The 23,005-nt window shown below is 71.8% G+C and carries 13 protein-coding genes; 7 read left to right on the top strand and 6 right to left on the bottom strand.

Going from position 1 to position 23,005, the window contains the following annotated elements:
- Nucleotides 1-771: 771 nt before the first annotated feature.
- A complete protein-coding gene (locus tag ACWDRR_RS41295) occupies nt 772-1,842 on the top strand; it encodes a DUF4765 family protein (protein WP_449777465.1) in 1,071 nt (356 codons plus the stop codon).
- Nucleotides 1,843-2,040: 198 nt separating this feature from the next.
- On the opposite strand, the gene ACWDRR_RS41290 is transcribed toward ACWDRR_RS41295, so the two are convergent.
- The gene (locus ACWDRR_RS41290) at nt 2,041-2,496 is read right to left on the bottom strand and encodes an Lrp/AsnC family transcriptional regulator (protein WP_449777464.1); all 456 of its coding nucleotides are present in this window, start codon (nt 2,494-2,496) and stop codon (nt 2,041-2,043) included.
- Between the two features lie 20 nt (nt 2,497-2,516).
- The gene (locus tag ACWDRR_RS41285; RefSeq protein ID WP_449777463.1) at nt 2,517-4,703 is read right to left on the bottom strand and encodes a cytochrome P450/oxidoreductase; all 2,187 of its coding nucleotides are present in this window, start codon (nt 4,701-4,703) and stop codon (nt 2,517-2,519) included.
- Between the two features lie 361 nt (nt 4,704-5,064).
- Between ACWDRR_RS41285 and ACWDRR_RS41280 the strand changes: the two genes are divergently transcribed.
- Nucleotides 5,065-6,543, top strand: a complete 1,479-nt coding sequence (locus ACWDRR_RS41280; protein WP_449777462.1) for a short-chain fatty acid transporter — start codon at nt 5,065-5,067, stop codon at nt 6,541-6,543.
- A 286-nt stretch (nt 6,544-6,829) separates the two neighbouring features.
- Here the strand turns inward: ACWDRR_RS41280 and tatA (ACWDRR_RS41275) are convergent, their stop codons facing one another.
- On the bottom strand, nt 6,830-7,120 hold the full coding sequence (gene tatA / locus ACWDRR_RS41275; protein ID WP_449777461.1) for a Sec-independent protein translocase subunit TatA: 291 nt from the start codon (nt 7,118-7,120) through the stop codon (nt 6,830-6,832).
- Between the two features lie 93 nt (nt 7,121-7,213).
- Nucleotides 7,214-9,415 carry an alkaline phosphatase D family protein gene (locus ACWDRR_RS41270; RefSeq protein WP_449777460.1) on the bottom strand — a complete coding sequence of 734 codons (2,202 nt, stop codon included), beginning with the start codon at nt 9,413-9,415 and terminating at the stop codon, nt 7,214-7,216.
- Between the two features lie 1,220 nt (nt 9,416-10,635).
- On the opposite strand from ACWDRR_RS41270, the gene ACWDRR_RS41265 reads away from it, so the two are divergent.
- Entirely contained in the window at nt 10,636-13,488 is a 2,853-nt protein-coding gene (locus tag ACWDRR_RS41265; protein WP_449777459.1) for an ATP-binding protein, read from the top strand.
- 181 nt (nt 13,489-13,669) lie between these two features.
- Here ACWDRR_RS41265 and tatA (ACWDRR_RS41260) read toward each other — a convergent pair whose 3' ends face one another.
- Nucleotides 13,670-13,960, bottom strand: coding sequence for a Sec-independent protein translocase subunit TatA (gene tatA / locus ACWDRR_RS41260; protein WP_449777458.1), 291 nt, complete (start codon nt 13,958-13,960; stop codon nt 13,670-13,672).
- A gap of 257 nt (nt 13,961-14,217) precedes the next feature.
- Nucleotides 14,218-16,911: an alkaline phosphatase D family protein gene (locus ACWDRR_RS41255; protein WP_449777457.1), complete on the bottom strand. Its 2,694-nt coding sequence runs from the start codon at nt 16,909-16,911 to the stop codon at nt 14,218-14,220.
- A 1,004-nt stretch (nt 16,912-17,915) separates the two neighbouring features.
- Between ACWDRR_RS41255 and ACWDRR_RS41250 the strand changes: the two genes are divergently transcribed.
- The 4 genes from ACWDRR_RS41250 (at nt 17,916) to ACWDRR_RS41235 (ending at nt 22,898) form a co-directional block, all read left to right on the top strand.
- Nucleotides 17,916-18,740 (top strand): ROK family protein, encoded by an 825-nt coding sequence (locus ACWDRR_RS41250; RefSeq protein WP_449777456.1) that lies wholly within the window; start codon nt 17,916-17,918, stop codon nt 18,738-18,740.
- A gap of 245 nt (nt 18,741-18,985) precedes the next feature.
- Nucleotides 18,986-20,338: a phosphonoacetate hydrolase gene (phnA, locus tag ACWDRR_RS41245; RefSeq protein WP_449777455.1), complete on the top strand. Its 1,353-nt coding sequence runs from the start codon at nt 18,986-18,988 to the stop codon at nt 20,336-20,338.
- A gap of 116 nt (nt 20,339-20,454) precedes the next feature.
- Nucleotides 20,455-21,786, top strand: coding sequence for an MFS transporter (locus ACWDRR_RS41240; RefSeq protein ID WP_449777454.1), 1,332 nt, complete (start codon nt 20,455-20,457; stop codon nt 21,784-21,786).
- 11 nt (nt 21,787-21,797) lie between these two features.
- Complete coding sequence (locus ACWDRR_RS41235; protein WP_449777453.1) at nt 21,798-22,898, top strand: zinc-binding dehydrogenase; 1,101 nt, start codon at nt 21,798-21,800, stop codon at nt 22,896-22,898.
- Nucleotides 22,899-23,005: the final 107 nt, after the last annotated feature.

Genomic DNA, 23,005 nt, shown 5'->3' with positions numbered 1-23,005 from the left:
GGCGTCGCCGGCACGTGCCGGCCGGCGGGTAGCCTCTTCGTCGAGGATCGGAGGTCGTCCGCGAGTCATGCGAGTCAGGCATCCGGGAGCGAGCCGGGGAGGGGTCTCCGTCCGGCGCCGCCGACACGTCCGTGACGACCGTGATGGTGAATCGCGTTCGCGCCCCGCCGGAGAGCGGCAAGGCGCTCTCCCGGTCGCGACGCCGTCTGTGAGGGACGGCCGAGGGCAGGCGGCAAACGCCACCGAGATCGAGGGTTGCGGGCCCGGACAATCCCTGACCCGGCCCTCGAAAAGGCATTTCCGGACGCCGTGTGCCATATGAGATCTCTACGGCGACACGATCGTCAAGTCCGGGTGGCAGTGCACAACCGCGCGTGACGTTGTGTCACCACACCTATGCGGCTTACCACTCCCGAGGGCGATCGGACGACCGGCGACGAAGGCGTCCCTGACGTGCGGGACGTTTCACGCCGCCGGTCCCGGCCGCGCCGCACCCGGCCGGAGGCGGGAATGCAGGTAGGAAGACAGGTAGACGTACGAGTGCGTGATCGCCGTCCACCGGGCCAGAATGAGCATCGTCAATCCGCCGACGGACTGTCGACCGGACGCACGACGATTTCGATACGGACGCTCAACAAGCGATCTGTAGCGTTGAGTTGATGTCCCGACAGGCACAGGTGATTGTTTCTCGCAGGTGGCTCGCCCCGAGTCGCGCATCGCGACCCGCCGCAAGAGCTCCCCGCACCGGCTCGAATTCCTGGAGATATCCCCGTGACACGCAGAACCGTCCGCACGGCTGTCAAGCTCGTGACCGTCCTGTCCCTGACGCTCGGTGCGGGCCTGGCCGCCGGTCAACCCGCTTTCGCCTACTGCGAGGAATGCTCCCACCCGGGGCAATTCCACGAAATCCCCGGGGAGAAGAAGCCGCGCACGACCGGGGACAAGGTCCGCGAGGGCCTGGGAATTGTCATCACCGTGCTCAGCAGCGGGCCGCTTCCCGAGTTCGGTGGTGTCGACGGAGTCGGGGTGGGCGAAGGCGGCGGCAAGGGCGGGGGTGAGCGCGGCGGCTCGTCACGTACCGGCGGCCCCCGCACCGAGGGCCCCCAGCGCCCGGCGGAGTCGGACGGAGCGGGGCCGTCGAGGCCGGCCACCGGCACGACGGCCGGCAAGCCTGAAGCGGGGCAGCCGGAGCAGAAGTTCGTGGAGACCGAGCGCGGCCCGGGCTACCAGGTGGTGACCGAGTCCGGCAAGCCCGCCGAGACGGGGGCGCAGTCGCAGCTGGATCTCGACTTCAAGACCCTCGCCGTGGACCAGCCGAAGTCCGCCGACGGTGTGAGCCGGATCAAGACCGGCCGGACGAAGCTGGCCGAGGACGACCCGAACTACGACTCGGACAGCGACGACTTCGACGAGGCCTACCGCGGCAAGCTCCCCAAGCCCACGGCACAGTCCGAGGTGGCGAAGGCCGTGGCCTCGGGCTCGGACCGGACCGTGACGCTGTGGCGGGGCACCCGCCTGGACATCGCGGAGAGCATGGCCAGGAACGGTTCGGTGTCCGGGGACCCGGCCTCGGCCACCACGGCGAGGCCGTCGGGCGCGACCGCCGCCCAGCAGGTCGGGAAGGGCGGCGTGCTCCCCGAGTTCACCACCGACCCCGGTGTCGCCGAAGGCTTCAGCCACAAGAACGCCCTCGTCGTGATCGAGGTGTCGGCCAAGTACCTTGCCCGTGGCAGCGGTTCGGAGTCCGGCTGGGTGGCCGGTCGGACCGCGCCGGCGAAGGTCAAGGTGATCGTGGACCGCACGGGCGGCTCCGGTGGCGGCAGCGGCCCCAACGCCTCCTGATCCCGCCCCTCGCCCTCGGTCCGGCCGCCCCGCGTCGAGCAGGGCTGCGGCGTCGCGCCTGACGGCGGGCGGGGCCGGCCACCGGGCCCGGTGAGCGCGTGGCCGGTGCCCGCCCGATGGTCACCGGGCGGGCACCGGGCACGCCCCGCCGTCGTTCGGCAGGCAGCAGGCAGCAGGCGGCAGGCGGCAGGCGGGGCGTCACCCGGTGGGGACGATGCTGGGCCGGTCCACCACCTCCTCGACCACGGTCAGCGTCTGGGTGGACCGCACCCCCTGGATGCCCTGCAGCTTCTCGAAGACGAAGGCGCGCAGCGCGTCCGTGTCCCTGACCCTCACCAGGAGCACGATGTCGAATCCCCCCGTGAGGTACCCCGCGTACTGGACCTCCGGCAGCTTTTCCAGCTCGTCGCTCATCTCGCGCCAGCGGAACTGGCCGGCGGAGACCAGGACGAGCGCCGTCACGTTCAGCCCGAGCTTGTGGTGGTCGACGTCGATCGAGAAGTTCCGGATCACCCCGGCCCGCCGCAGCCGCTCCAGGCGCGCGTACACCGTGCCGCGGGACACGTTCGCCTGCGCGGCCAGCTCGGCCGCGGGCAGCCGCCCGTCCCGGTTCAGCGCGCGCAGCAGGGCCAGATCGATGTCGTCCAGGTGCACGGGGGGCTCCTCGGTTCGGCTCAGAGGTCGAGGGTCAGCCGGGTGCCTCTGCTTCGAGACACGCACACGAGCATCACGTCGCCCCGCTCCTTCTCCTCGTCGGACAGCAGGTGGTCGCGGTGGTCCACCGCACCGGCGAGGACCGCAGTCTCGCACGATCCGCAGATGCCCTCGCGGCAGGTGGACGGCATCACGATCCCCGCGTCCTCCAGCGCGTGGAGGAGCGTCCGGTCCGGTCCGACCGTGATCTCCCTGCCGGTGCGGGCCAGCCGGACGCGGAACTCGCGGGCGTCGGCGTGGGTACCGGGCCCGCCCGGTGCGCCGAACCGCTCCACCCGGAGGGTGAGGACCGGGTGCCCGGCCACCAGGGCGGCGAGGTCGTCCAGCATCCCCGCCGGTCCGCAGGCGTAGACCTGCCCGCCGGCCGGGACGGCCCGCAGCCGTGCGGCCAGATCCGGGTGGCCGCGCTCCCCGGTCGTCCACGTCTCGCAGGCGGGGCCCAGGGCCTCGACCTCGTCGAGGAAGGGCATCGAGGCGCGGTCGCGGCCGACGTAGAGGAGCCGCCACGGTGTGCCGGAGGCCGCCAGGGCGCGTGCCATGGGCAGCAGCGGTGTGATGCCGATGCCGCCCGCGACCAGCAGGTGGCCGGGGGCGGGGGTCAGAGCGAAGCCGTTGCGGGGCGGTGTCGCCTCCAGGCGGCTCCCCCGGGCGAGTGCCTCGACGAGGAACGCCGACCCGCCGCGTGACCCGCTGGCCCGGCGGACACCGAAGCGCCAGGTGTGCCGGTCGGCGGGATCGCCGCACAGCGAGTAGGACCGGCGGAACACCTGGCCCGCGTGGTCGAAGGTGAGGTCGACGTGCGCGCCGGGGGTCCACGGCGGCAGCTCGCCGCCCCGGGCGGGTCCGACGGTGATGACCGCCACCTCGCCGCCGGACCTGTGCACGTCGAGCACGCGCAGCGGGACGACGGGCGCGCCGTGGGCGGTCGGGCTCGCTGCCTCGACCGACCGGCCGGAGGCGCTCCCGAGCCCGACCTTCAGGCTGGTCGGCCCCCGGAACTCCCACCCCCGGATCACGGGCTCCTCGGCCAGCCGAAGGGCCGGGTAGGCCGTCAGCAGTTCCTCCAGCGCGATCCGGACCTGGGTGCGGGCCAGCACGGCGCCCACGCAGGCGTGCACCCCCGCGCTGAAGGACAGGTGCTGGTTGTGCTCGCGCCACAGCCGGAACTCGTCCGGCTCGTCCCAGCGCCGGGGATCCCGGTTCGCGGAGGCCAGGACGGCGAGGACGAGCGACCCCTCCGCCAGGAGCCGTCCCGCGACGCGGGTGGGCCTGGTCACCCGCCGGGTGACGGTGCCGACCGGGGCACCGAGCCGTAGGGCCTCCTCGATCAGGCGCACGATCGACGCCTTGTCCCGGTCGACCTCTTCGCGGACCCCGGGCTCCGTCAGGTAGGCGATGAGGGCGTGCCCGAAGAGGTCGCGCGGCTCCTGCATGCCGCCGATGATCAGCAGCTTGGTCGTCGCCGCGATCTCCTCGAAGGTGGCACCGCCGGCCGCCAGGCCCGCCAGCAGGGTGCCCGGCGCCGGCCGCTGCCGCAGGGTGGCGCGCAGCACGTCGTCGACGGCGGCACTCGCCTCGTCCGCCCGGCGCTGCTTCGCGGGGTCGCGCTCGTAGTTGGCGGATCCGGCGGCGATGCCGTCCACCCACGCCGTGAACACCGGGACGGGCATCTCGGGCAGCCCGGTGACGCGTTGCAGGACCCGGACCGCGAGGGTCTGGGCGAAGCCGTTGACGAGGTCCACCTCGTCGCCCGGTCGGAGTGCGCCGAGCAGGCTGCGGACGGTCTCCCGGACGGCGCCCTCCACGGTCCGCTTGATCACCGAGGGCCGCAGACCCTCCGTCAGCGGTGCCCGCAGGCGGTCGTGCCGGGCGCCGTCGCTGTGCAGCAGATTGGGGCCGATCGACTGCGACAGGGGTGAGTCGTGGACGGCGGCGCTGAATGTCTCGGCGTCACGGCAGATCCGCTGGACGTCCTCCCACCGCGTGACCAGGTGGGCGTGGGCCGCGGGAACCCAGGCGACCGGCTCCTCCTCCCGCAGGCGCCGGTAGACGGGGAAGGGGTCACGGTCGAGGGCTTGGATGGTGACGGCCGCGCCGAGCGAAGCAGGCTCCGCCGCCGACCCGGCCGGGGAAGTCGGTGTCGTCATGGCGCAAGCGTGGCCGTCGGCCGGGCGATCGGGCCGTGTTGCCGGCCGGTGATCATCAGCTGTCGCGAAGAGGCGGGCCGGCCTGAACGATCGTCCGCTCGATGGCGCGTCTTCTGCGCGGGTGCCGAGCAGCCCGCGCCGGGTCGGAGCCGGCCCACGGGGCGATCACGGACGGCGGACGCGCCGAACGCGCCGAACGCGCCGAACGCAGAGGTATTGGCCGCCCACACAGGGTGACGGTCTCCTATGACTCTCATCACCATTGACCCCGCAACCCGGGGGAAAGCAGGATCGGCGGCACTCCCCGCACCGGCTCGGCGCAGGTCACCCCACCCATCCGGGGAGCGATAGCGAGGATCCGATGACGACGACCGCACCCGAGGCTCCCGGTTCGACGACGGGGACCCGTGAGAACTGGCTCGCCCGGCTGGCGCTGCGCTTCACCGCCTTCACCGAGAAGTGGCTGCCCGACGCCCTGGGCTTCGTCCTGGTGGGGACCTTCCTGATCTTCGCGCTCGGGCTGGTGTCCGGGGAGAAGCTGGTCGGCGTACCGGCCAAGCCCGGGGCGACGAGCGGGTACGGCCTGGTCGACGCCTGGGGGCAGGGCTTCTGGTCCCTCATCACCTTCACCCTGCAGATGGCCATGATCGTGATCGCCGGCTACGCGGTCGCGGTCTCCCCGCCGGTCGGGCGCCTGATCGCGCGACTGGCCGCACTGCCCCGGACCCCGCGCGGCGCCGTCGCGTTCACCGCCGCGGTCGCCATGCTCACCTCCTACGCGAACTGGGCGTTCAGCCTCATCTTCACCGCGATCCTCGCCAAGGAGGTCGCCCGCCGCGTCCCCGGCGTGGACTACCGCGCGCTCGGCGCGATGGCGTTCCTCGGACTCGGCACGGTGTGGGCCCAGGGGCTCTCCGGGTCGGCCGCGTTGCAGGTGGCGAGCGCCGCGTCGAGCCCGCCGCCCGTACAGAAGGTCATCGCCGAGGGCCGCGGCAGCGGACTGATCCCGCTCACCGACACCATCTTCCTGTGGCAGGGCATGGCGGCCACGGCGATCATCTTCGTCATCGGCGTGGGCATGGCCTGGTTCCTGACCCCCTCGCCGGAACGCGCGAAGACCGCGGAGCAGCTCGGGATCGACCTGGGCCCCCGCCTCGACCGGCAGCACCACGACAGCCGGCGGACCAGGCCGGGCGAGTGGATCGAGTACAGCCCGGTCTTCACCGTCCTGCTGTTCGCGCTCGGCGCCTGGTACCTCGTCCGGCGCTTCGCGAACACGGCGGGCAATCCGCTCAACGCGCTGGACCTGAACACCATCAACCTGGTCCTCATCCTGCTGGCGCTCGTCCTGCACTGGCGGCCGGTGAACCTCGCCCGCGCCGTCAAGGACGGCACGCCCGCGGCCTCCGGTGTGCTGCTCCAATTCCCGCTGTACGGCGGTATCTTCGGGATGATCGCCTACACCGGTCTGCACCAGACCATCGCCGACTGGCTCGTGTCGGTGTCGAACGAGTTCTTCTACCCGGCCATGATCGCGATCTACAGCTGCGTGCTCGGGGTGTTCGTGCCCAGCGGCGGCAGCAAGTGGGTGATCGAGGCCCCCTACGTCCTGGACGCGGCCAACCAACTCCAGGTGAACCAGGGCTGGATGGTCGTCGTGTACGACCTCGGCGAGGCCAGTGCCAACCTGCTGCAACCCTTCTGGATGCTGCCCACGCTGGCGATCCTCGGGCTGAAGGCGCGCGACATCATGGGGTACACCTTCGCCATGTTCCTCGCCCTGTTCCCCGCCGTGCTGGTGCTGGTCACCGTGTTCGCCCGTACGCTCCCCTTCCCGTGAGCCGCCGTCACCGTGGGCACGCACGATCAGGCCGCGGATCGCTGGACGCGGTCGGCTCAGGCCGGCCCGCAAGCTCGGCGCGGGTGGTGGAGAGCTTGGCCAGGAGTCGGGCCACGTGGTTGAAGGGGCCGCTCGACGGCGGCGGTGCCCGCTGCGGGGCCGTGAGGGCGGGTCACGCCGCGCGGGTGCCGGGCGGCCGCGTGGAGGACGCCCGGTCGGCGGGTGAGCCGGCGGCCGGGCGTCGAGGTGGTCGGGGCCGTTGCGGCCCGTCCGGGTGGGGTGCTGGTCAGGGGACGCTCGGGTGGGAGGTGCTGGGTGTGGTGTGGCCGGTGGGAGCCGTCTCCGTCCTGGGCGGGGGGATGGCCGCCGGGGCGGCGGTGTCCGGAGCGGCCTGCGCGGCTTCGGCGGGGGTGTCGGGCGGGGTGTCCTCGTGCAGGGCCCGGGTCTCGGCCTTCAGGATGCGCAGGGACTTGCCGAGCCCGCGCGCGGCCTCGGGAAGCTTCTTCGAACCGAAGAGCAGCACGATCACGGCGAGCACCACGATGAGGTGCCAGGGTTCCAGGCCGTTGCGGAGCATGGGCATCGTCTCCTTGACTGTCGAACCGAAAGAAGGGGCGGAATGGCCGGCGCGGAACCGCGGTCGCCCCGCGCTCCCGCGCCGACCGGGGCATCAGGCCGGGTAGCCGAGCTGGGTCGTGGTCAGCACGATGGGTCCGATGACCGACGCACCGTCCCGGTTGATCCAGGTGGCGGTCAACCTGGCCGGGGCCACGGTGGTGTCGGCCACCAGCTTGAGGAAGGTGTACGGCTCGGCCTTGCTGTGCACGACGCCGGGGGTGGCCACGTCGAACGTGGGGCCGAGCGTGATGCGGTGGATGGGGCTGACGATGTACTCCCACAGGTCGTAGCCGACCGGCGTGGTCCCGTTGTTCTTCAGGGCGCGGGAGACGTGGATGTCCCCGCTGAGCAGGACGCAGCCGCGGATCTTCTTCTGGTTGATGTAGTTGAAGATCTCGTCCTTCTCGGCCGCGTAGTTGGCCCAGTCGTCCTTCTCACCGCCGGGCTTGTCGTACCACGTCATTCCCGAGGCGAGGACCTTGAAGGTCGCACTGCTGGCGCTCAGCGCGTTGAACAGCCACTGCTTCTGGACCGGTCCCATGCAGACCGTCCCGTTCTTGTTGGAGAACCACCGCGGGTCGATGAGGAACATCTCGATCGGGCCGCGCCGGAACGAGGTGTAGACGCCCTCTCCGGGGGTCCGGTCGGTCAGTGGCTGGGTGCCGCCGGTGGTGTGGCCGAAGGTGGCGTTGGCGCGGTAGTCGACGAACGCCCTGCGGTAGGTGGCCTTGTCCGCCAAGGTGCCGTCGGAGTCGTTGGCCCCGAAGTCGTGGTCGTCCCACGTTCCCCAGACCGGCATCGACCTGGCCATGTTCGCGAGCTCGGGCACGGCGATGAACTCCCGGTAGTAGGCGCGCACCACCTCCACACTCCTCTTGGTGGCGCCGGGGAGGGCCGGATGGCCGTCGCTGTCGGCGTACGGGGTGTCCCCGAGCATGACGAATCCCTCGCAGCCCTCGTTCAGGACCCGTGTCCACAGGTGGTTCGGCACGTTGTGCGCGCAGGAGCCCACGCCCAGCGTGACCTTGGCAGCCACGCCCGTCCCCGGTGCGGTCGTGAACCCCCCTTGCATCGGGACGCAAGCGACGCCGGACGCCACCGGGGTGATGGTGTACGTGTACGACGTCGACGCCGTCAGGCCCTGCACGTCGAACAGGACGGTGTCGTCGTTGGCGGCCACGGTACTCGCGGTGACGGTGGCCTTCACCGCGGTCCCCTCCTTCACCTCGCACTTCCAGGACCCGGTCAGGCCCGGCCGCGCCCAGATCCGGGCCGTGGACACGCCCACGTGGCCGACGAGGGGACCGGCCTGGGACGACAGCGTGTACGTCACGGCAGGCGCACTTCTGCCCTTCACCATCTGCACGTAGCCGCTCAGGGCGTTGAAGAACGTGCGACTGTCGTCGATGGCGGCCGCGTTCTGGACCGCCGTGCCGTCCGCCCGGTAGCACTTGTCGACGGTGAGGCTGGAGACCAGGTACCTGCCCTTGCCGTCCGCCTTCCAACTGCCGTTCTCAAGGATCGTGTCCCTGCCCTCCAGCAGGGCCGCCGGGAAGCCGGCCGTACCCGGCGCGCAGGCCAGGAGCACACGCATCTCCTTCCAGGCGCCGATCGACTCCCAGCTGGTCCACACCTTGAGCCCGTCGAACGTGCTGTTGCGGCCGGTGAAGACCTGCCCGGAGGCGTCCTTCGGCAACGCGGACACCAGCGGGTGGGTCGTGGCCACCGGGTAGACCGTGTCGAAGTCGGCATCGGTGCGCACCGCGTACGGCCCGCTCGTGTTCCACGTCCAGTTCGCGGTCGGCAGATAGGAGACGCCCTCACCGGGCTGGTCGGACTTGGCGAGGTCCAGGATCACCCCGCCGGCTGTGGTGAACGCCCGCAGCGACTCGACGTGATCCTTCACGTACTTGGTGTAGTGGGGCCCGTCGTTGGTGAAGCTGCCGAAGGCGATCAGGTCCACGGGCCGGGCCTGGGCCGTCGCCGCCTTGGTCGGGTCCAGATCGATCACGGTGAACCCGGCGTGCACCAGCAGCTTGCGCAGCCCGACGGCGTTCGTCCACCTGTCGGCGTACTCCAGCACCGCCGCGACCAGCCCCGTCGGCGGGAGCGGGTCCACCGCCGCCGCGGCGGTGCCGGTCATGGCGCCGCCGGCGGCGACCGCTGCCGCGCCGACGCCCAGCAGCTGCACCACCCTGCGGCGGCTGATCTCGGAGTTGATGTGATCGGACAGGGTGCGGGAAGAGTCGTCCATGACTTCTCCTGTGTGAGGGTGTTGACCGATGCCGTAGAACCACGAGCCCGAACAGGGCGTGGTCGAGCGCGGGGTGAGGTGGGTACGGGCGACCCGAGCGGTAGGGGTCGGAGGGTGCGCGGCGCGCGGGGCGGCCGTCTGCGCCCGAGTGGGGGCGTCGCAGGTCGGCCGGACGGGTGTCTGCAGCCGCTTCGGTGGGCCGGAACGGAAGTACGCCAGAACCGGCGAAGCGGGGCGGGCTGATTAAGTGGAACTACAGCGGCCGCGCAATGGCGCTGTCAATACTCGTGCACCGATATCCGTGGGGGGAATCGGGCGGGTGGGTGATGGACGGGCCGGGTGAACGGGGCGGGTCGTCGTCCCGCTTCTTGATCCAGTCAGGGACGATTCTTTCGGGGGCGGGGAGCGTTCCCGTGGAATCCGCGACGGGTCGCCCGGCGGACGAAGGCCGACGGGCCGACCGGCCGGCGCTCGACGCGGTCGGCCCGGGAAGGTTCGATGGCCGTGAATCCCCTCTGACGTGCCAGGAGTTGAGGTAGCGAGGTCCTCGAATCGACCGGATCCCCTCCGGCGCCGGCGGCATCGCGAGCATCTCGGTGGCCGTCGCACCGGGATTCCTGACCATGCGTCAGGATTGACCGGTCGACCCGATCAAGAGAGTCAAGGAATGGCAATGCCATGGTCATGCCTTGGGATTGGCGGTCGAAACCGTGAGACGTCGACACCACGTGCCTCCCATACGATTCCGTTATCCGCCCCATCAGCATTTCTGGCCTTGCCGCCGCTCCCCCGGTCACCGATCATCGGAGCCCCTGCCCCCCGGGGCGGGGCGTCCGCGTTGCGGCCGTTGCGGCCGTTGCGGCCGTTGCGCCGAGGATCCGGGGCGCTCCGTCGTCTCCACCCTGGCGGCGGCACTGCGCACCGCACTCGGGACCGCTCGGAGGCAGGCCGCCATGACCGTCCCCCACTCACCCGCCGGACGCCCGACCTCCGAGCGGGCCGCCCAGCCCGCCCACCTGCACACCTTGTGCCCGGGCCCGCCCGGCTGAGGCCCGCGTTGTCGATGTCGACGGCGTGGTGAGCCGCCGATCCCGCCGGTCGGCCACCGGCATCGAAGCACACTCCGGCCGACTGCCGACTGGCGGGATCGGCGGCCTGTTTCCGGCCGGACTACGGTGGAGGTCGGGTCATGGGCGCGACGAGCCCGATGGGAGCCGGGTGTGGACGACGTCGGTGGTGAAGCGGTCCTCGGCGGAACGCGCGGGTGTGCGTTCGCGGGGCGGGAACACGAGCTGAGGGCGCTGCTGGGCGCGGCGTCCGAGGCGCGCCCGGCGGTGGTCCTGGTGGAGGGCGAGGCGGGGATCGGCAAGTCGCGGCTGGTCGCCGAAGCATCGACGGCGCTGCGTGCCCAGGGGCTGCGGGTGCTGGCGGGCGGCTGCCATCCGTTGCGTGAGCCGTTGGCGTACGGGCCGGTGATCGACGCGCTGCGCCGCATCGGGCCCTGGCTGCCGCCGGTGGAGGAGCTGGGTGCTTCGGCGGGGGCGCTGGCGCCGTTGCTGCCGGACCTGGCCGCCGCGCTGCCCGAGCCGCCGCCGGAGGTGTCCGCGTCCGGAGCGGGCCGGTTCCGGGTGGTGTCGGGGGTGCGGACCCTGCTGGAGGCGGTGGCACCGGCCGTACTGGTGGTGGAGGACGTGCACTGGGCCGACGAGGCCACCCGCGAACTGCTGCTGTTGCTGGCACGGGACATGCCGCGCGATGTCGCGCTGGTGCTGACCTATCGGGCGGAGGACCTGCCGGCCGGCGTGCCGGTGCTGGGGATGCCGTACCGGCGTCCGCCGTCCACCGGCGGGGCCGAGATCGTGCTGGGCCCGCTGGGTGAGGCGGAGCTTCGGTCGATGGCACGGGACGTGCTCGGCGGTGAACCGGCACCCGGCCTGGTGCGGACCCTGCTGGAGCGCAGCGGCGGGTTGCCGCTGGTGATCGAAGAGGACCTGATCACGCTCGCACGGTCACCGGGCGGCACCGACGCGGCCACGCTGCGGGTGCCCCGCAGCCTGGGCGAGGTGCTGGCCGAACGGACCGGACGGCTGAGCCCCGACGCTGCGGCGCTGGTCGACACCGCGGCCGTGCTGGCGGTCCCGGCCGCACAGATGCTGCTCGCCGAGGCCGCCGGACTGGACGAGGCCCGGGCGGACGCCGCCCTCCTGGAGGCGCTCGGCGCGGTAGTGCTGCGCCAACTGGGCCCGGACACCTACGGATTCGCGCACGTCCTCGCCCAGGAGGCGACCTACGCCGCCCTCCCCGGGCCGGTGCGCAACCGCGCCCACCGCCGCGTCCTGGAGGCGCTGCTGGCCCAGGACCCGCCGCCGCTGGTGCAGATCGCCCACCACACCCGCGCCCTGGGCGACCGTGCCGCGTGGCTGCCCCGGGCCCAGGCCGCCGCCGACCAGGCCACTGCGGTCGGCGACCACGGCACCGCCACCGCCCTGCTGAACGAGATCATCGACCAGCCCGGCCTCACCCCCGAACAGCTCACCCACGCCGCCATGGCCCTGGCCTACGCCGCCTCGGCCGGCACCGAAGCTCCCAGCACGATCAGGATCCTGCGACGGATCCTGCGAGTGGCCGGTCTGCCTGCCGTGGTCCGCGGCCGGATCAGGACCAGCCTTGGGACACTGCTGAGCTACGAGGCCGGAGACCTGTCGGGCGAGGAGGAACTGCTGACCGCCCTCTCGGAGATCGGCGATAGCGATCCGGTCGCTGCCGCCAGGCTGCTGGCCCTGCTGGGACTGTCGGAGAAGGGCCGGTTCTCGCTCGCCGAGCAACGGGGCATGGTCGAGCGCGGCTACGCACTGCTGGCCGGGAGCGAGGACCACCGAGTCCGGTCACTGCTCGACCTCGCCGGTTTCCTCCAGCAGTGTGTGGTGGCCGATCCCGCCGTCCCGGAGCTGCTGGCGGCGCTGCCCCGCGAGGGCCACGATATTCAGGCGCTCCAGCGTACGGCGATGATTGTCTGCGGTGGTATCGGCCGCTCGCTCAGTGTCGGTCACGACGGGCGTGCCGCGGCCGGCATCGCCGAGGTACGGGCCATGACACCGCGCGCCCGTCTGCCCGTGCAGGAGCTCTACCTGGACTCCTTCCAGGTGGAGCTCGACTGGCAGGCCGGCCGCTGGGACGAGGCGGAGCGGGGTCTGGCGGCTTTCCAGGAGCGTTACCCGGACAGCCTGCTCAGGCCGGGGAGGATCCTGGCCACCGTGCGGGGCCTCACCGCCGCCGCCCGTGGCCTCACCGCCGTGGCCGCAGCCGAGTTCGGGCAGGTCCTGGCCCGTGGCGGCCTGCACCTGAACTCGCTCGGCGCCGCCGCCGGCACCGCCGGTCTCCATCTCGCCCGCAACGATCCGCAGGCCGCCTGGCGCGCCCTGACCGACCCGCTCGACTTCCTCGCCTTCCTCGACCGCAAGGAGGCCTGGGCCTACGCCTGGGACCTCGTCCCCACCGCCGTCGAGACCCTCCTCGCCCTCGACCGGGCCGAGGAAGCCGCAGCCCTGACCGCACGCCATGCCACCCAGATCGAGGGCCGGGACGCGCCCGGCGCCGCCGCCGAGCACCACCACTGCCGGGGCCTGCTGCTGAGACGGGACGGCCCCGACGCCGCGATGGCGGCCTTCGACCTCGCGGCGACGTGCTGGAGCGACATCGGCCGCCCCTACCGGGCCGCCCTCGCCGCCGAACACGCCGCCCGCACCCGCACCGACCTCGACCAGGCCGCCGCCCGCCTGGCCGGGCCGATCGCCACCTACGAACGCCTCGGCGCCACCTCCGACACCGCCCGCTGCCACCGCCTGCTGCGCGAACGCGGCCAGAAGACCCTCAACCCACGCGGCCGCGCCGGCTACGGCGAACACCTGTCCCCTCGCGAGAGGCAGGTCCGCGACCTCCTCGCCTCCGGCGCCACCAACAAGGACATCGCCGCCGCCCTGTTCCTCTCGACCCGAACCGTCGAGAAACACGTGGCCAATGTCCTGGCCAAGCTCGACACCACCCGCGCCGACCTCACCCACGGACCGGCCTGAACCGGGCGTTGCCTTGAGTGCCGCACAGGCGCGACGTCGGCCACCACCGCAGCGGTGCCCGCTCCGGGGCTGTGAGGCGGGTGCCGGGTCGCCGCGTGGAGGACGCCCGGTCGGCGGGTGAGCCGGCGGCCGGGCGTCGAGGTGGTCGGGGCCGTTGCGGCCCGTCCGGGTGGGGTGCTGGTCAGGGGACGCTCGGGTGGGAGGTGCTGGGTGCGGCGTGGCCGGTGGGGGGCGTCTCCGTCCTGGGCGGGGGGATGGCCGCCGGGACGGCGGTGTCCGGAGCCGCCTGCGCGGCTTCGGCGGGGGTGTCGGGCGGGGTGTCCTCGTGCAGGGCCCGGGTCTCGGCCTTCAGGATGCGAAGGGACTTGCCGAGCCCGCGCGCGGCCTCGGGGAGCTTCTTCGAACCGAAGAGAAGCACGATCACGGCGAGCACCACGATGAGGTGCCAGGGTTCCAGGCCGTTGCGGAGCATGGGCGTTTCTCCATTGACTGTCGGACCGGAGGGGTGGGGTGTTCGGCGCGCGAGGGTGGTCGTGGCGCGCTCCCGCGCCGACCGGGAGTCGGGCCGGGCGGGCGAGTCGGGGTGTGGTGGGGAACGCCGGGGCGAATGCTCCGCCGATGCGTCACGCGACGCGGTTGGTGGACTCTTACGGGGTCGCGGAAGCCGGGGTGGGTGGGGTCTGGCGACGCCCGCCCACCCCGTCGTGTCCGCCGGTGGCTTTTGCCCGGTCAGGCCGGCGAGATGGTGAAGGTCTGCAGGTTGTTGCCGGCGTCGTGGGGCTGCTGTGTGAACTGGCTTCCCTGGGTGCTGCCCGCCGTGAGGTAGAGGTTGCTGTGGCGGTTGCGGATGCGCACGCGGCCGGCGCCGTCGCCTTCCAGGCGCCATTCGTCGTTGGCGGGAGCGCCGGATGTGTAGGTGTTCTGGACGATCCCCGCTGCGGGGGTCTGGGAGGCGCCCGCCACGCTCAGGTCCTTGCCGCTGCTCTGGTTGACGATGCGCACGTAGTCGCCGTCGAGCGGCCTGACCTGGAAGCGCTGGTTCGAGGCACCGTTGTAGAGCCACCGGACGACCGGGGCACCCTCGGCCGCACTGGCCCCGCTGACGTCGATCGCGTCGCTGGTGGCGGCGACGGACGCCTTGTGGTAGCCCGTCGGCGCTGCCGGGTAGCCGAGGTCGGTCGCGTTGAGCACCAGGGGGCCGATGACCGTCGCGCCCGACCCGTTGATCCAGGTGGCGGTCAGCGTCGTCAGGGTGGCTTCCAGCTTGAGGAAGGTGTTCGGCTCGGGCACGCTGTGCTGCAGGCCGGTGGGCTTGTAATTCTGTTCCCCGGACAGGAACAGTCTGTGCAGCGGGCTGGTGACGTACTCCCACATGGTGTAGCCGAAGAGCGGGTCGGCATCGGTCCCGTAGTGGTTCTTCAGGACACGGGAGACGTGGACGTCCCCGGTGAGCAGGACGCAGCCCTTGATGCCGTTGTCTTTGATGTACTTGAAGATCTCGTTCCTCTCGTCCGTGTAGCTGTGCCATTCGTCAGTCTCACTACCGGACTTGTTGTACCAGGTCATTCCCGAGGCGAGGATCTTGAACGTGGCGGTGCTGGCGGACAGCCCGGCCTTCAGCCAGGCCATCTGGACCGGTCCCAGGCAGGCTTTCGCCTTCACGTCGGAGAACCACCGGGGGTCGAGGAGGAACACCTCGACCGGGCCGCGCCGGAAGGAGGTGTAGACGCCCAGGCCGGTGTCCCGGGTGGTCAGCGGCTGGGTGCTGCTGTCGGAGGCGTGGCCGAAGGTGGCGTTGGCGCGGTAGTCGATGAAGGCCTGGCGGTACGCGGCCTTGTCCGAGAAGGTGCCGTCGGCGTTGTTCTTGCCGAAGTCGTGGTCGTCCCACGTCGCCCACACCGGCATCGAACTGACCAGCCTGTCGATTCCCGGTGCGGCCAGGAAGTCGCGGTGCTGCCTGTGCGCCTTCTCCAGAGGGGTACCAGTGAAGCCCACGACCCCGTTGTCGACGTACGGGGTGTCGCCGAGCATGACGAAGCCCTCGCAGCCCTTGGCGATGATCTGGTTCCACACGGGGTTCGGCACGCTGTGCGCACAGGAGCCGAAGCCCAGGGTGACCGGGGTCGCCGAGGTCGCCGGAGCGGTCCTGAACGACCCCGTCAGCGGGACGAACGACACCGCCGCGTCCGGGGTGATGGTGAAGGTGTACGCCGTGTACGCCGTCAGGCCCGCCATGTCGAACAGGACGGTGTCGTCGTTGGCGGCCACGGTGCTCCTGGTTTGGGTGGCCCTCACCGTGGTCCCCTCTCTCACCTCGCACTTCCAGGACCCGGTCAGGCCGGGCCGGGCCCAGATCCGGGCCGTGGAAACCCCCACGTCACCGACGAGCGGACCGGCCTTCGGCGACGGCGTGGGAGTCACGGCGGGCGCCTTTCCGGTCCGCACGACGTTCACGTAGCTCGCCAGGGCGTGGAAGAACTCGTGGCTGTCCTCGATGGCGGCCGGGGACTCGACCGCCGTCGTGCCGTCCGCCGCGTAGCACTTGTCGATGGTGAGGCTGGAGATCAGATACCTGCCGGTTCCGTCCCTGTCCATACCCTCCAGCAGCGCCGCCGGGAAGCCCGACGTCCCCGGCGCACAGGCCAGGAGCACGCGCATGTCCCGCCAGGCACCGAACGTCTCCCAGCTGGAACTGATCGGCCTCGTCACCGTCCCGTCGAGGCGAGAGGTGCGGCGCCCGGTGAACACCTGGCCGCCGGACGCCGTCAGCGCCTGCACCAGCGGGTGGGCGGCCTTCGGGTCGAGGGAGACCACCGGGTAGACCGTGTTGAAGTCGGCGTCGGTGCGCACCGCGGCCATCGCGTCGTCCTCCCACCTGCTCGCGGGGGAGTTCCAGACGCCGTTGGTCCAGTGGGCCTGGTAGACGGGCAGATAGGGGACGCCTTCGCCGGGCACGTCGGACTTGGCGAGGTCGAGGACCACTCCGCCGGCTCTGACGAAGTCCTGCAGCGAGGCACGCTGGTTCGCCACGAAGGTGGAGTACGAGGCGCCGGCGAAGCTGCCGAAGGCGACCAGGTGCACGTCCTGCGGGCCGGCCGGCGCGGGGTCGGCCGGCGCGGTCTCCGCGACCGGCACGGCCGGCGCCGGGACCAGCCCGGCCTTCAGCCGCACCGGTTGGTTCGGGTTCAGGGCCACCACGGTGAAACCGGCGTTCCTCAGCAGCCTGGTCAACCCGCGGGCGGCCGTGTGCCCATCGGTGTCGTCCAGCACCGCCGCGATCAGCCCCGTGTGGGACTTCGAGTGCGCCACCGCGGTGGTGCCGGTCAGGGTGGTGCCGACGGCGGTCGCGGCCGCGCCGGCGCCCAGCAGCTGCACCACCCTGCGGCGGCTGATCTCGGAGGGGGTTCGGGACGAGTCGTCCATTGTCTTCTCCTGACGTGGTGGGTGTCGACCGATGCCGTCGAGACCACGGCCCTGAACACGGCGTGGTCGAACGGGGGGTGGGGTGGGGACGGGCATAGGGCTGGGACGGTGCGCGGCGCGCGGGGCGGCCGTCCGCGCTCGGGTGGGGGCGTCGCAGGTCGGCCGGACGAGAGTCTGCTGCCGCTTCGGTGGGCCGGTGCGGAGGTGCGCGAGAACCGGCGAAGCGGGGCGGGCTGATTGACTGGAACTACAGCGGCAGCGCGACCGCGCCGTCAAGACGCGTCCACCCGTACATCCGTCCACGGAATCGGGCGGGGTGGTGGTGTACGGGATGGGGGAACGGGGAGGGTCGCCGTCCTGGTTCTCGATCCGGTCGGGGACGATTCCTTCGGGGTGCGGGGCGTTCCCCGGCGAGTCCGCAGCGGGGTAGCGTCCGGAGCTGGGCGACCTACGGACCGACGCTCGAAGCGGTCGACCCGGGAGGGTCGGGGAACGGTCAAGTGCCTCTGAAACTAAGGCTGTTGGGCATCAATGACCGGCACTCGCGCGCCAACCGTGCCGCGACGCCGCGGCGGCTCTCGCGTCATGACTCCTGAGCGAGTGCCGGGTGTGTGCCGGTCCGCCCGGGCCGGCTGTCACGGGCCCGAAATCTCCGGGTCACATCCGGGACTTCCCACTACGCCCCATGGGACGCGGGCCCGGTGTGCCGCCCATACGGTTCCGTGATCCGCGCCATCAGCATTTCGGGTCTTGTCACCGCTCCCCCACCGGCCGACCATCGGATCCCACGCTCCCGGGACGGGAGCGCCGCAGTGCTGCCGTCGCGCCGGGGAGCGGGGCCGCCGGTCCCGTCGGGGCGGGACGCAGGTGGGCTCGGCCCGGCGAGGGCGGCACGGCACACCACCCTCGGGACCACTCGGAGGCAGGCCGCCATGACCGTTCCCCGTTCACACACCGAACACATCCGGCCCGTGCCGGACCGTGCCTCCCACAGGAGTGGCACCGTGCGGGACACATCCGCCGAACAACGCGGCGCCCTTCCCCGCCCACCAGGACGGGAGGCTGCGCACCGACCGCCGGCCGCCGCGAGCGTCATCGCCCTGGACGTCGGCGCGCGCTACATCAGCGGGACCGTCATGACCACCGACGGCCGCGTCCGGGAGTCCGAGCGCTGGTACACCCGGCCGGAGCGGGGTTCGGACGCCGTGGTCGACACCGTGCTCGGCTGCGCGACGGAGCTCGCGGCGCTGGCCGAGCGCCGGAGGACGCCGGTGGCGGCGGCCGGGCTCGTGCTCAGTGGGTCGGTGGACGGACTCGCCGGGTTCGCGACGACGGCCGAACCTGACTGGACTGCCACGCCGTTGCGTTCCTGGCTGGAGGAGCACCTGGACGTGCCCGTCGCCCTCGGACACGCGGGACACGCCGGCGCCGTCGCCGAGGGCCGGCTGGGAGCCGCCCGCGGCTGTGCGGCGTTCGCGTTCGTGACCTCGGCCAACCCGGTCCTGGTCGCGGTGATGCGCGCGGGCCGGTCCGTGCGGGAGGCGGAGTTCGACGCCGCCATGAACTCGCCGGACGGCAGGGCGGCGACGCTGCGCAGCGCCGACACCCAGGCGCTCACCGCGCTGATCCTGGCGGCCGAGGTGGAGCGGGTCGTCGTCGGCGGACCGCGGCCCCGCGTGGACACGGCACTGCGGCAGGCGATCGACTCCGCCCTGCGCAGGGCCCGCCGGCAGGGGCCACGCCCGGACGTGATCGCGGGTCGGGTGGGCGGCCGGGCGGCCTGCCTGGGGGCCGCCATGATGGCCCGGGAGCTGGTCGGCACCCGCTGACCGCCCCGCCGGGACACGCCGTCGCCGGGCCGCTCCCCCGTGCGCACGCCGGCCGCCGGGCATTCCGGACATTCACCGGATCGTTGTCAAAGAGTTCTCAAAGCCCGCCTCAACCTGAGGTAAAACGGCAGCCACTCCTTATAGCGCGCATAACCGGATCGGGGGTTCCTCCCGGCCCGTCCCCGCCGCCACCCTTGTGTTACAGACACATGCAAGTCACGTTAACGACTCGCTAAGGAGCCTTTGTGACCACAGGGAATTTCACCGTCAACGGCAGGACGTACGCCAGGCCCGGAAATCCTGTCGTCGTCATCTGCATCGACGGCAGCGAACCCGACTACCACATCGAGGCGATGGCGGCCGGTCGGATGCCGTGGCTGAGCAAGGTCCTCGAGGACGAGGGAACCTCGTGGCCGGCCCACTGCGCGATGCCCGCCCTCACCAACCCCAACAACGTGTCCATCGCCACCGGCCGGCCGCCGGCGGTGCACGGCATCAGCGGGAACTACATCTTCGACACCGGGCTCGGCGAAGAAGTCCTGATGAACGACAAGCGGTTCCTGCGCGCACCCACGATCCTGGCCGCGGCCAACGAGGCCGGCCTGGACGTCGTCGTGGTCACCGCGAAGGACAAGCTGCGCCGGCTGCTCGGCGCCGGACTCGTCGAGGAGGGCCCCTCGCTCGACGGGTCCGGCGAGTTCGTCCCCCCGACGCGCCGGGGGATCTGCTTCTCCGCGGAGAAGGCGGACCTGGCCACCGTCGAGGAGAACGGAATAGGCGACGTCCTCGCCCTGGTCGGAAAGCCGCTGCCGACCGTATACTCGGCGGACCTCAGCGAATTCGCGCTCGCCGCCGGTGTACGAATTCTCGAAACCCGCGGTGCCGACCTGATGTACCTGTCGCTGACGGACTACATCCAGCACAAGAACGCACCGGGTACGGAGGCCGCCAACGACCTCTACGAGAAGATCGACCACTACGCCGGTCGGCTGGCGGAGCTCGGCGCGACCGTCGTGCTCACCGCCGACCACGGGATGAGCGCCAAGACCGACGCCCAGGGCCGCGCCCGGGTCGTCTTCGTCGAGGAGGAGGTCCGACGCGTCCTCGGTCTTCCCGAGGACGCCGAGGCCGAGGGTCTGCGGGTCATCCTGCCCATCACCGACCCGTACACGGTGCACCACGGCGCGCTCGGCTCCTTCGCGAGCGTGTACCTCCCCGCGGGCGCCGACCGCGACACCACCATCGAGGCCCTGCGCGCCATCGAGGGCGTGCAGGAGGTGCACGGCCGCGAGCAGGCGGCCGAGCGGTTCGCGCAGCCCGCCGACCGCATCGGCGACATCGTGGTCCTCGCGGAGGCCGGCACCGCCCTCGGCCGCTTCCCCGCCTGGCACGACCTCAGCGGGCTGGACGCCCCGCTCAGATCCCACGGCGCGCTGGGCGAGCTCCAGATCCCCTTCCTGATCAACCGTCGGCTGCCGGAGCCCGAGCCGCTCGACGAGCCGTACGGCGACCCCGCCGTGATCCACAACTACGACGCCTTCTGGGTGGCCACCACCCTCGTCGCCCAGCAGGAGAGCAGCACCGCTCACGCGCACTGACACGCCGTGGCCACCCCCGGAAGGGGTGGCCACGGTACCGGCGGCACCTGCCGCCTCGACCGCGCGCCGCACGCCACGCGGCGCGCCCCGGCCCCCACCCAGATCGGTCGAGAACCATGTCCAACGCCGAGAACACCAGATCGGACACCAAAGGTCCAAGACCCGGTACCGCCACCCTCGAACCCCTGAACGAACGCAAGTACAACAAGCTCAAGTGGCGCATGCTGCTGGCAGCGATGTTCTGCTACTTCTTCTTCTACACCGGCCGGCAGACCTTCGGCTTCGCCATCCCCGGCATCCAGGCCGACCTCGGCCTGAGCAAGGCCACCCTCGGCGGGATCAGCGGCATCCTGCTCTGGTCGTACGCCGCCGGCCAGATGATCAACGGCAACCTCGCCGACAAGTTCGGCGGCCGTCGCATGATGACGGCCGGCGCCATCCTGTCCACCATCCTCAACTGGGCCACGAGCTTCTCCATCGGCCCCAAGACGCTCAGCCTCCTGTGGGGCATGAACGGCTTCGCGCAGTCGCTCGGTTGGCCCTCCGGCGGCCGGGTCATCTCCAACTGGTGGGGCCCGCGCGAGCGGGGCAGGAGCTTCGGCTTCTACACCTTCGCCGCCGGCATGGCCTCCGTCCTGGCCTTCGTCACCTCGACCATCGTCGTCGACACCCTCAAGCTCGACTGGCAGTGGATCTTCCGGGTCCCGGTCCTGCTGATGCTCGTCGGCGGCATCACCTTCTACTTCATCGCCCGTGACAGCCCCAGGCACGCCGGTGTCACCCCGCCCGCCTCCGTCACCGAGGCCGAGGAGGAGGACGACCGCAACGACACCGCCGCCGTCCCCGGCGAGTCGTCCTTCCAGCGCTACAAGGCCGTGCTGCGCAACCCCAAGATCTGGTCCACCGGCATCGCCATCGGCTTCCAGAACACCGCCCGCTACGGCCTGCTGATCTGGGTCCCCGTCTACTTCCTCGGCGAGAACTGGAAGAAGGGCGGCGGCGGCATCAACCCGCTGTGGATCTCGGTCGCGCTGCCCGTCGGCATGGCGGTCGGCGCCCTCACCAACGGCCAGATCTCCGACCGGCTCTTCGGTTCCCGCCGGGACCGCCCGATCATCCTGTTCATGATCATGGGCGCCGTGATGTCCCTGACGATGTACGCCGCACCGCTGAGCGTCACCACCGGCATCGTGGTCCTCTTCCTCACCGGCTTCTTCGTCTACGGCCCGCAGTCCTCGTTCTGGGCGCTCTGCCCCGACATCGCCGGCAAGCGGATGGCCGGCACGGCGACCGGCGCGGTCAACTGCTTCGCCTACCTCTTCGCCGGGACGGCCGAGCCGTTCATCGGCGGCCTGATGGACAGCACCGGCAACACCAGCCTCATCTTCCTCTTCGTGGCCGGGTGCTGCGGGTGCAGCGCACTCGTCGCCCTCACGATCCGACGCTAGGCGGAACGGACATGACGCACCCCAGCACCGTGAACTCCGTACGCCGGACACCACTACCGCCGACCGCGGCCATCTGGTCGGGGCCCGACAGGGGGTTCAGCCTGGAGCAGCAACCGCTGCCCCAACTCCTGCCCGGCGAGGTCCTGGTCCGCATCGAACTCGCCACCGTGTGCGGCAGCGACCTGCACACCATCGCCGGCGACCGGCCCACCCCGGTGCCGACCGTCCTGGGACACGAGGCCGTCGGCGTCGTCGAGGCGGTCGGCGGCTCGCCCACCACCGTCGGCGGCCTGCCCGTCGTCCCCGGGCAGCGGGTCACCTGGACCATCGGCACCTCCTGCGGCACCTGCCGGCGCTGCACCCGCGGCGTCCCGCAGAAGTGCGAGAGCGTGCGCAAGTACGGCCACGAGGCCATCACCGACCACTGGCGGTTCAACGGCGGCCTCGCCACCCACTGCCACCTGGCGGCCGGCACAGGCCTGGTGCTCGTACCCGCCGAACTGCGCGCCGAGGTTGCCGCACCCGCGAACTGCGCCACCGCCACCGTCGTGTGCGCGGCCCGGCGCACCGAACTCACGGCCGGTGACGACGTCGTGGTGATCGGCTGCGGAATGCTCGGCCTCACCGCGATCGCCTACGCCCGCGACCTCGGCGCCCGGCACATCATCGCCTGCGACATCGACGCGGGCCGGCGGCACCTGGCGCTGGCGTTCGGGGCCAGCGTCGCCTGCTCCCCCGGTGCGCTGGAAACGGCGGTCAAGGAGTTCGGCTCGGACGTCATCCTCGAACTGTCCGGCCACCACAGGGCCGTCCAGTCGGCCCTGGACCTCGTCGGGCTTGACGGGCGCGTGGCACTCGTCGGCTCGGTGTCCCCCGGGCCGCAGGTGGCCTTCGAGCCCAACACCTTCGTCCGCAACCTCACCCGCGTGGTCGGCAGCCACAACTACGCGGTCGAGGACCTCGCGGAGGCGGTCGACTTCCTCGGACGGACCCCGATGCAGGACCGGTTCGCCGGGCTCGTCCCCGCCTCCTTCCCGCTCACGGACATCGACGCGGCCGTCGCCGCGGCCCGCACCGGCGCCGCTCCCCGGATCGCCGTGCACATGGGCTGACGCCCCCGAGCCGACGCCCCCGTCCCCCTCCCGGGGGACCGGTGGCCCGGGAGGCGGACTTCGTCGCCGAGTCGGGTCGCGGACTGCACCTGGTGGACTCCTTCAGC

Source organism: Kitasatospora sp. NPDC003701, from assembly GCF_053587085.1.
Note: the sequence above shows the minus strand (reverse complement) of the source record. Positions and strands in the feature narration are given on the sequence as shown.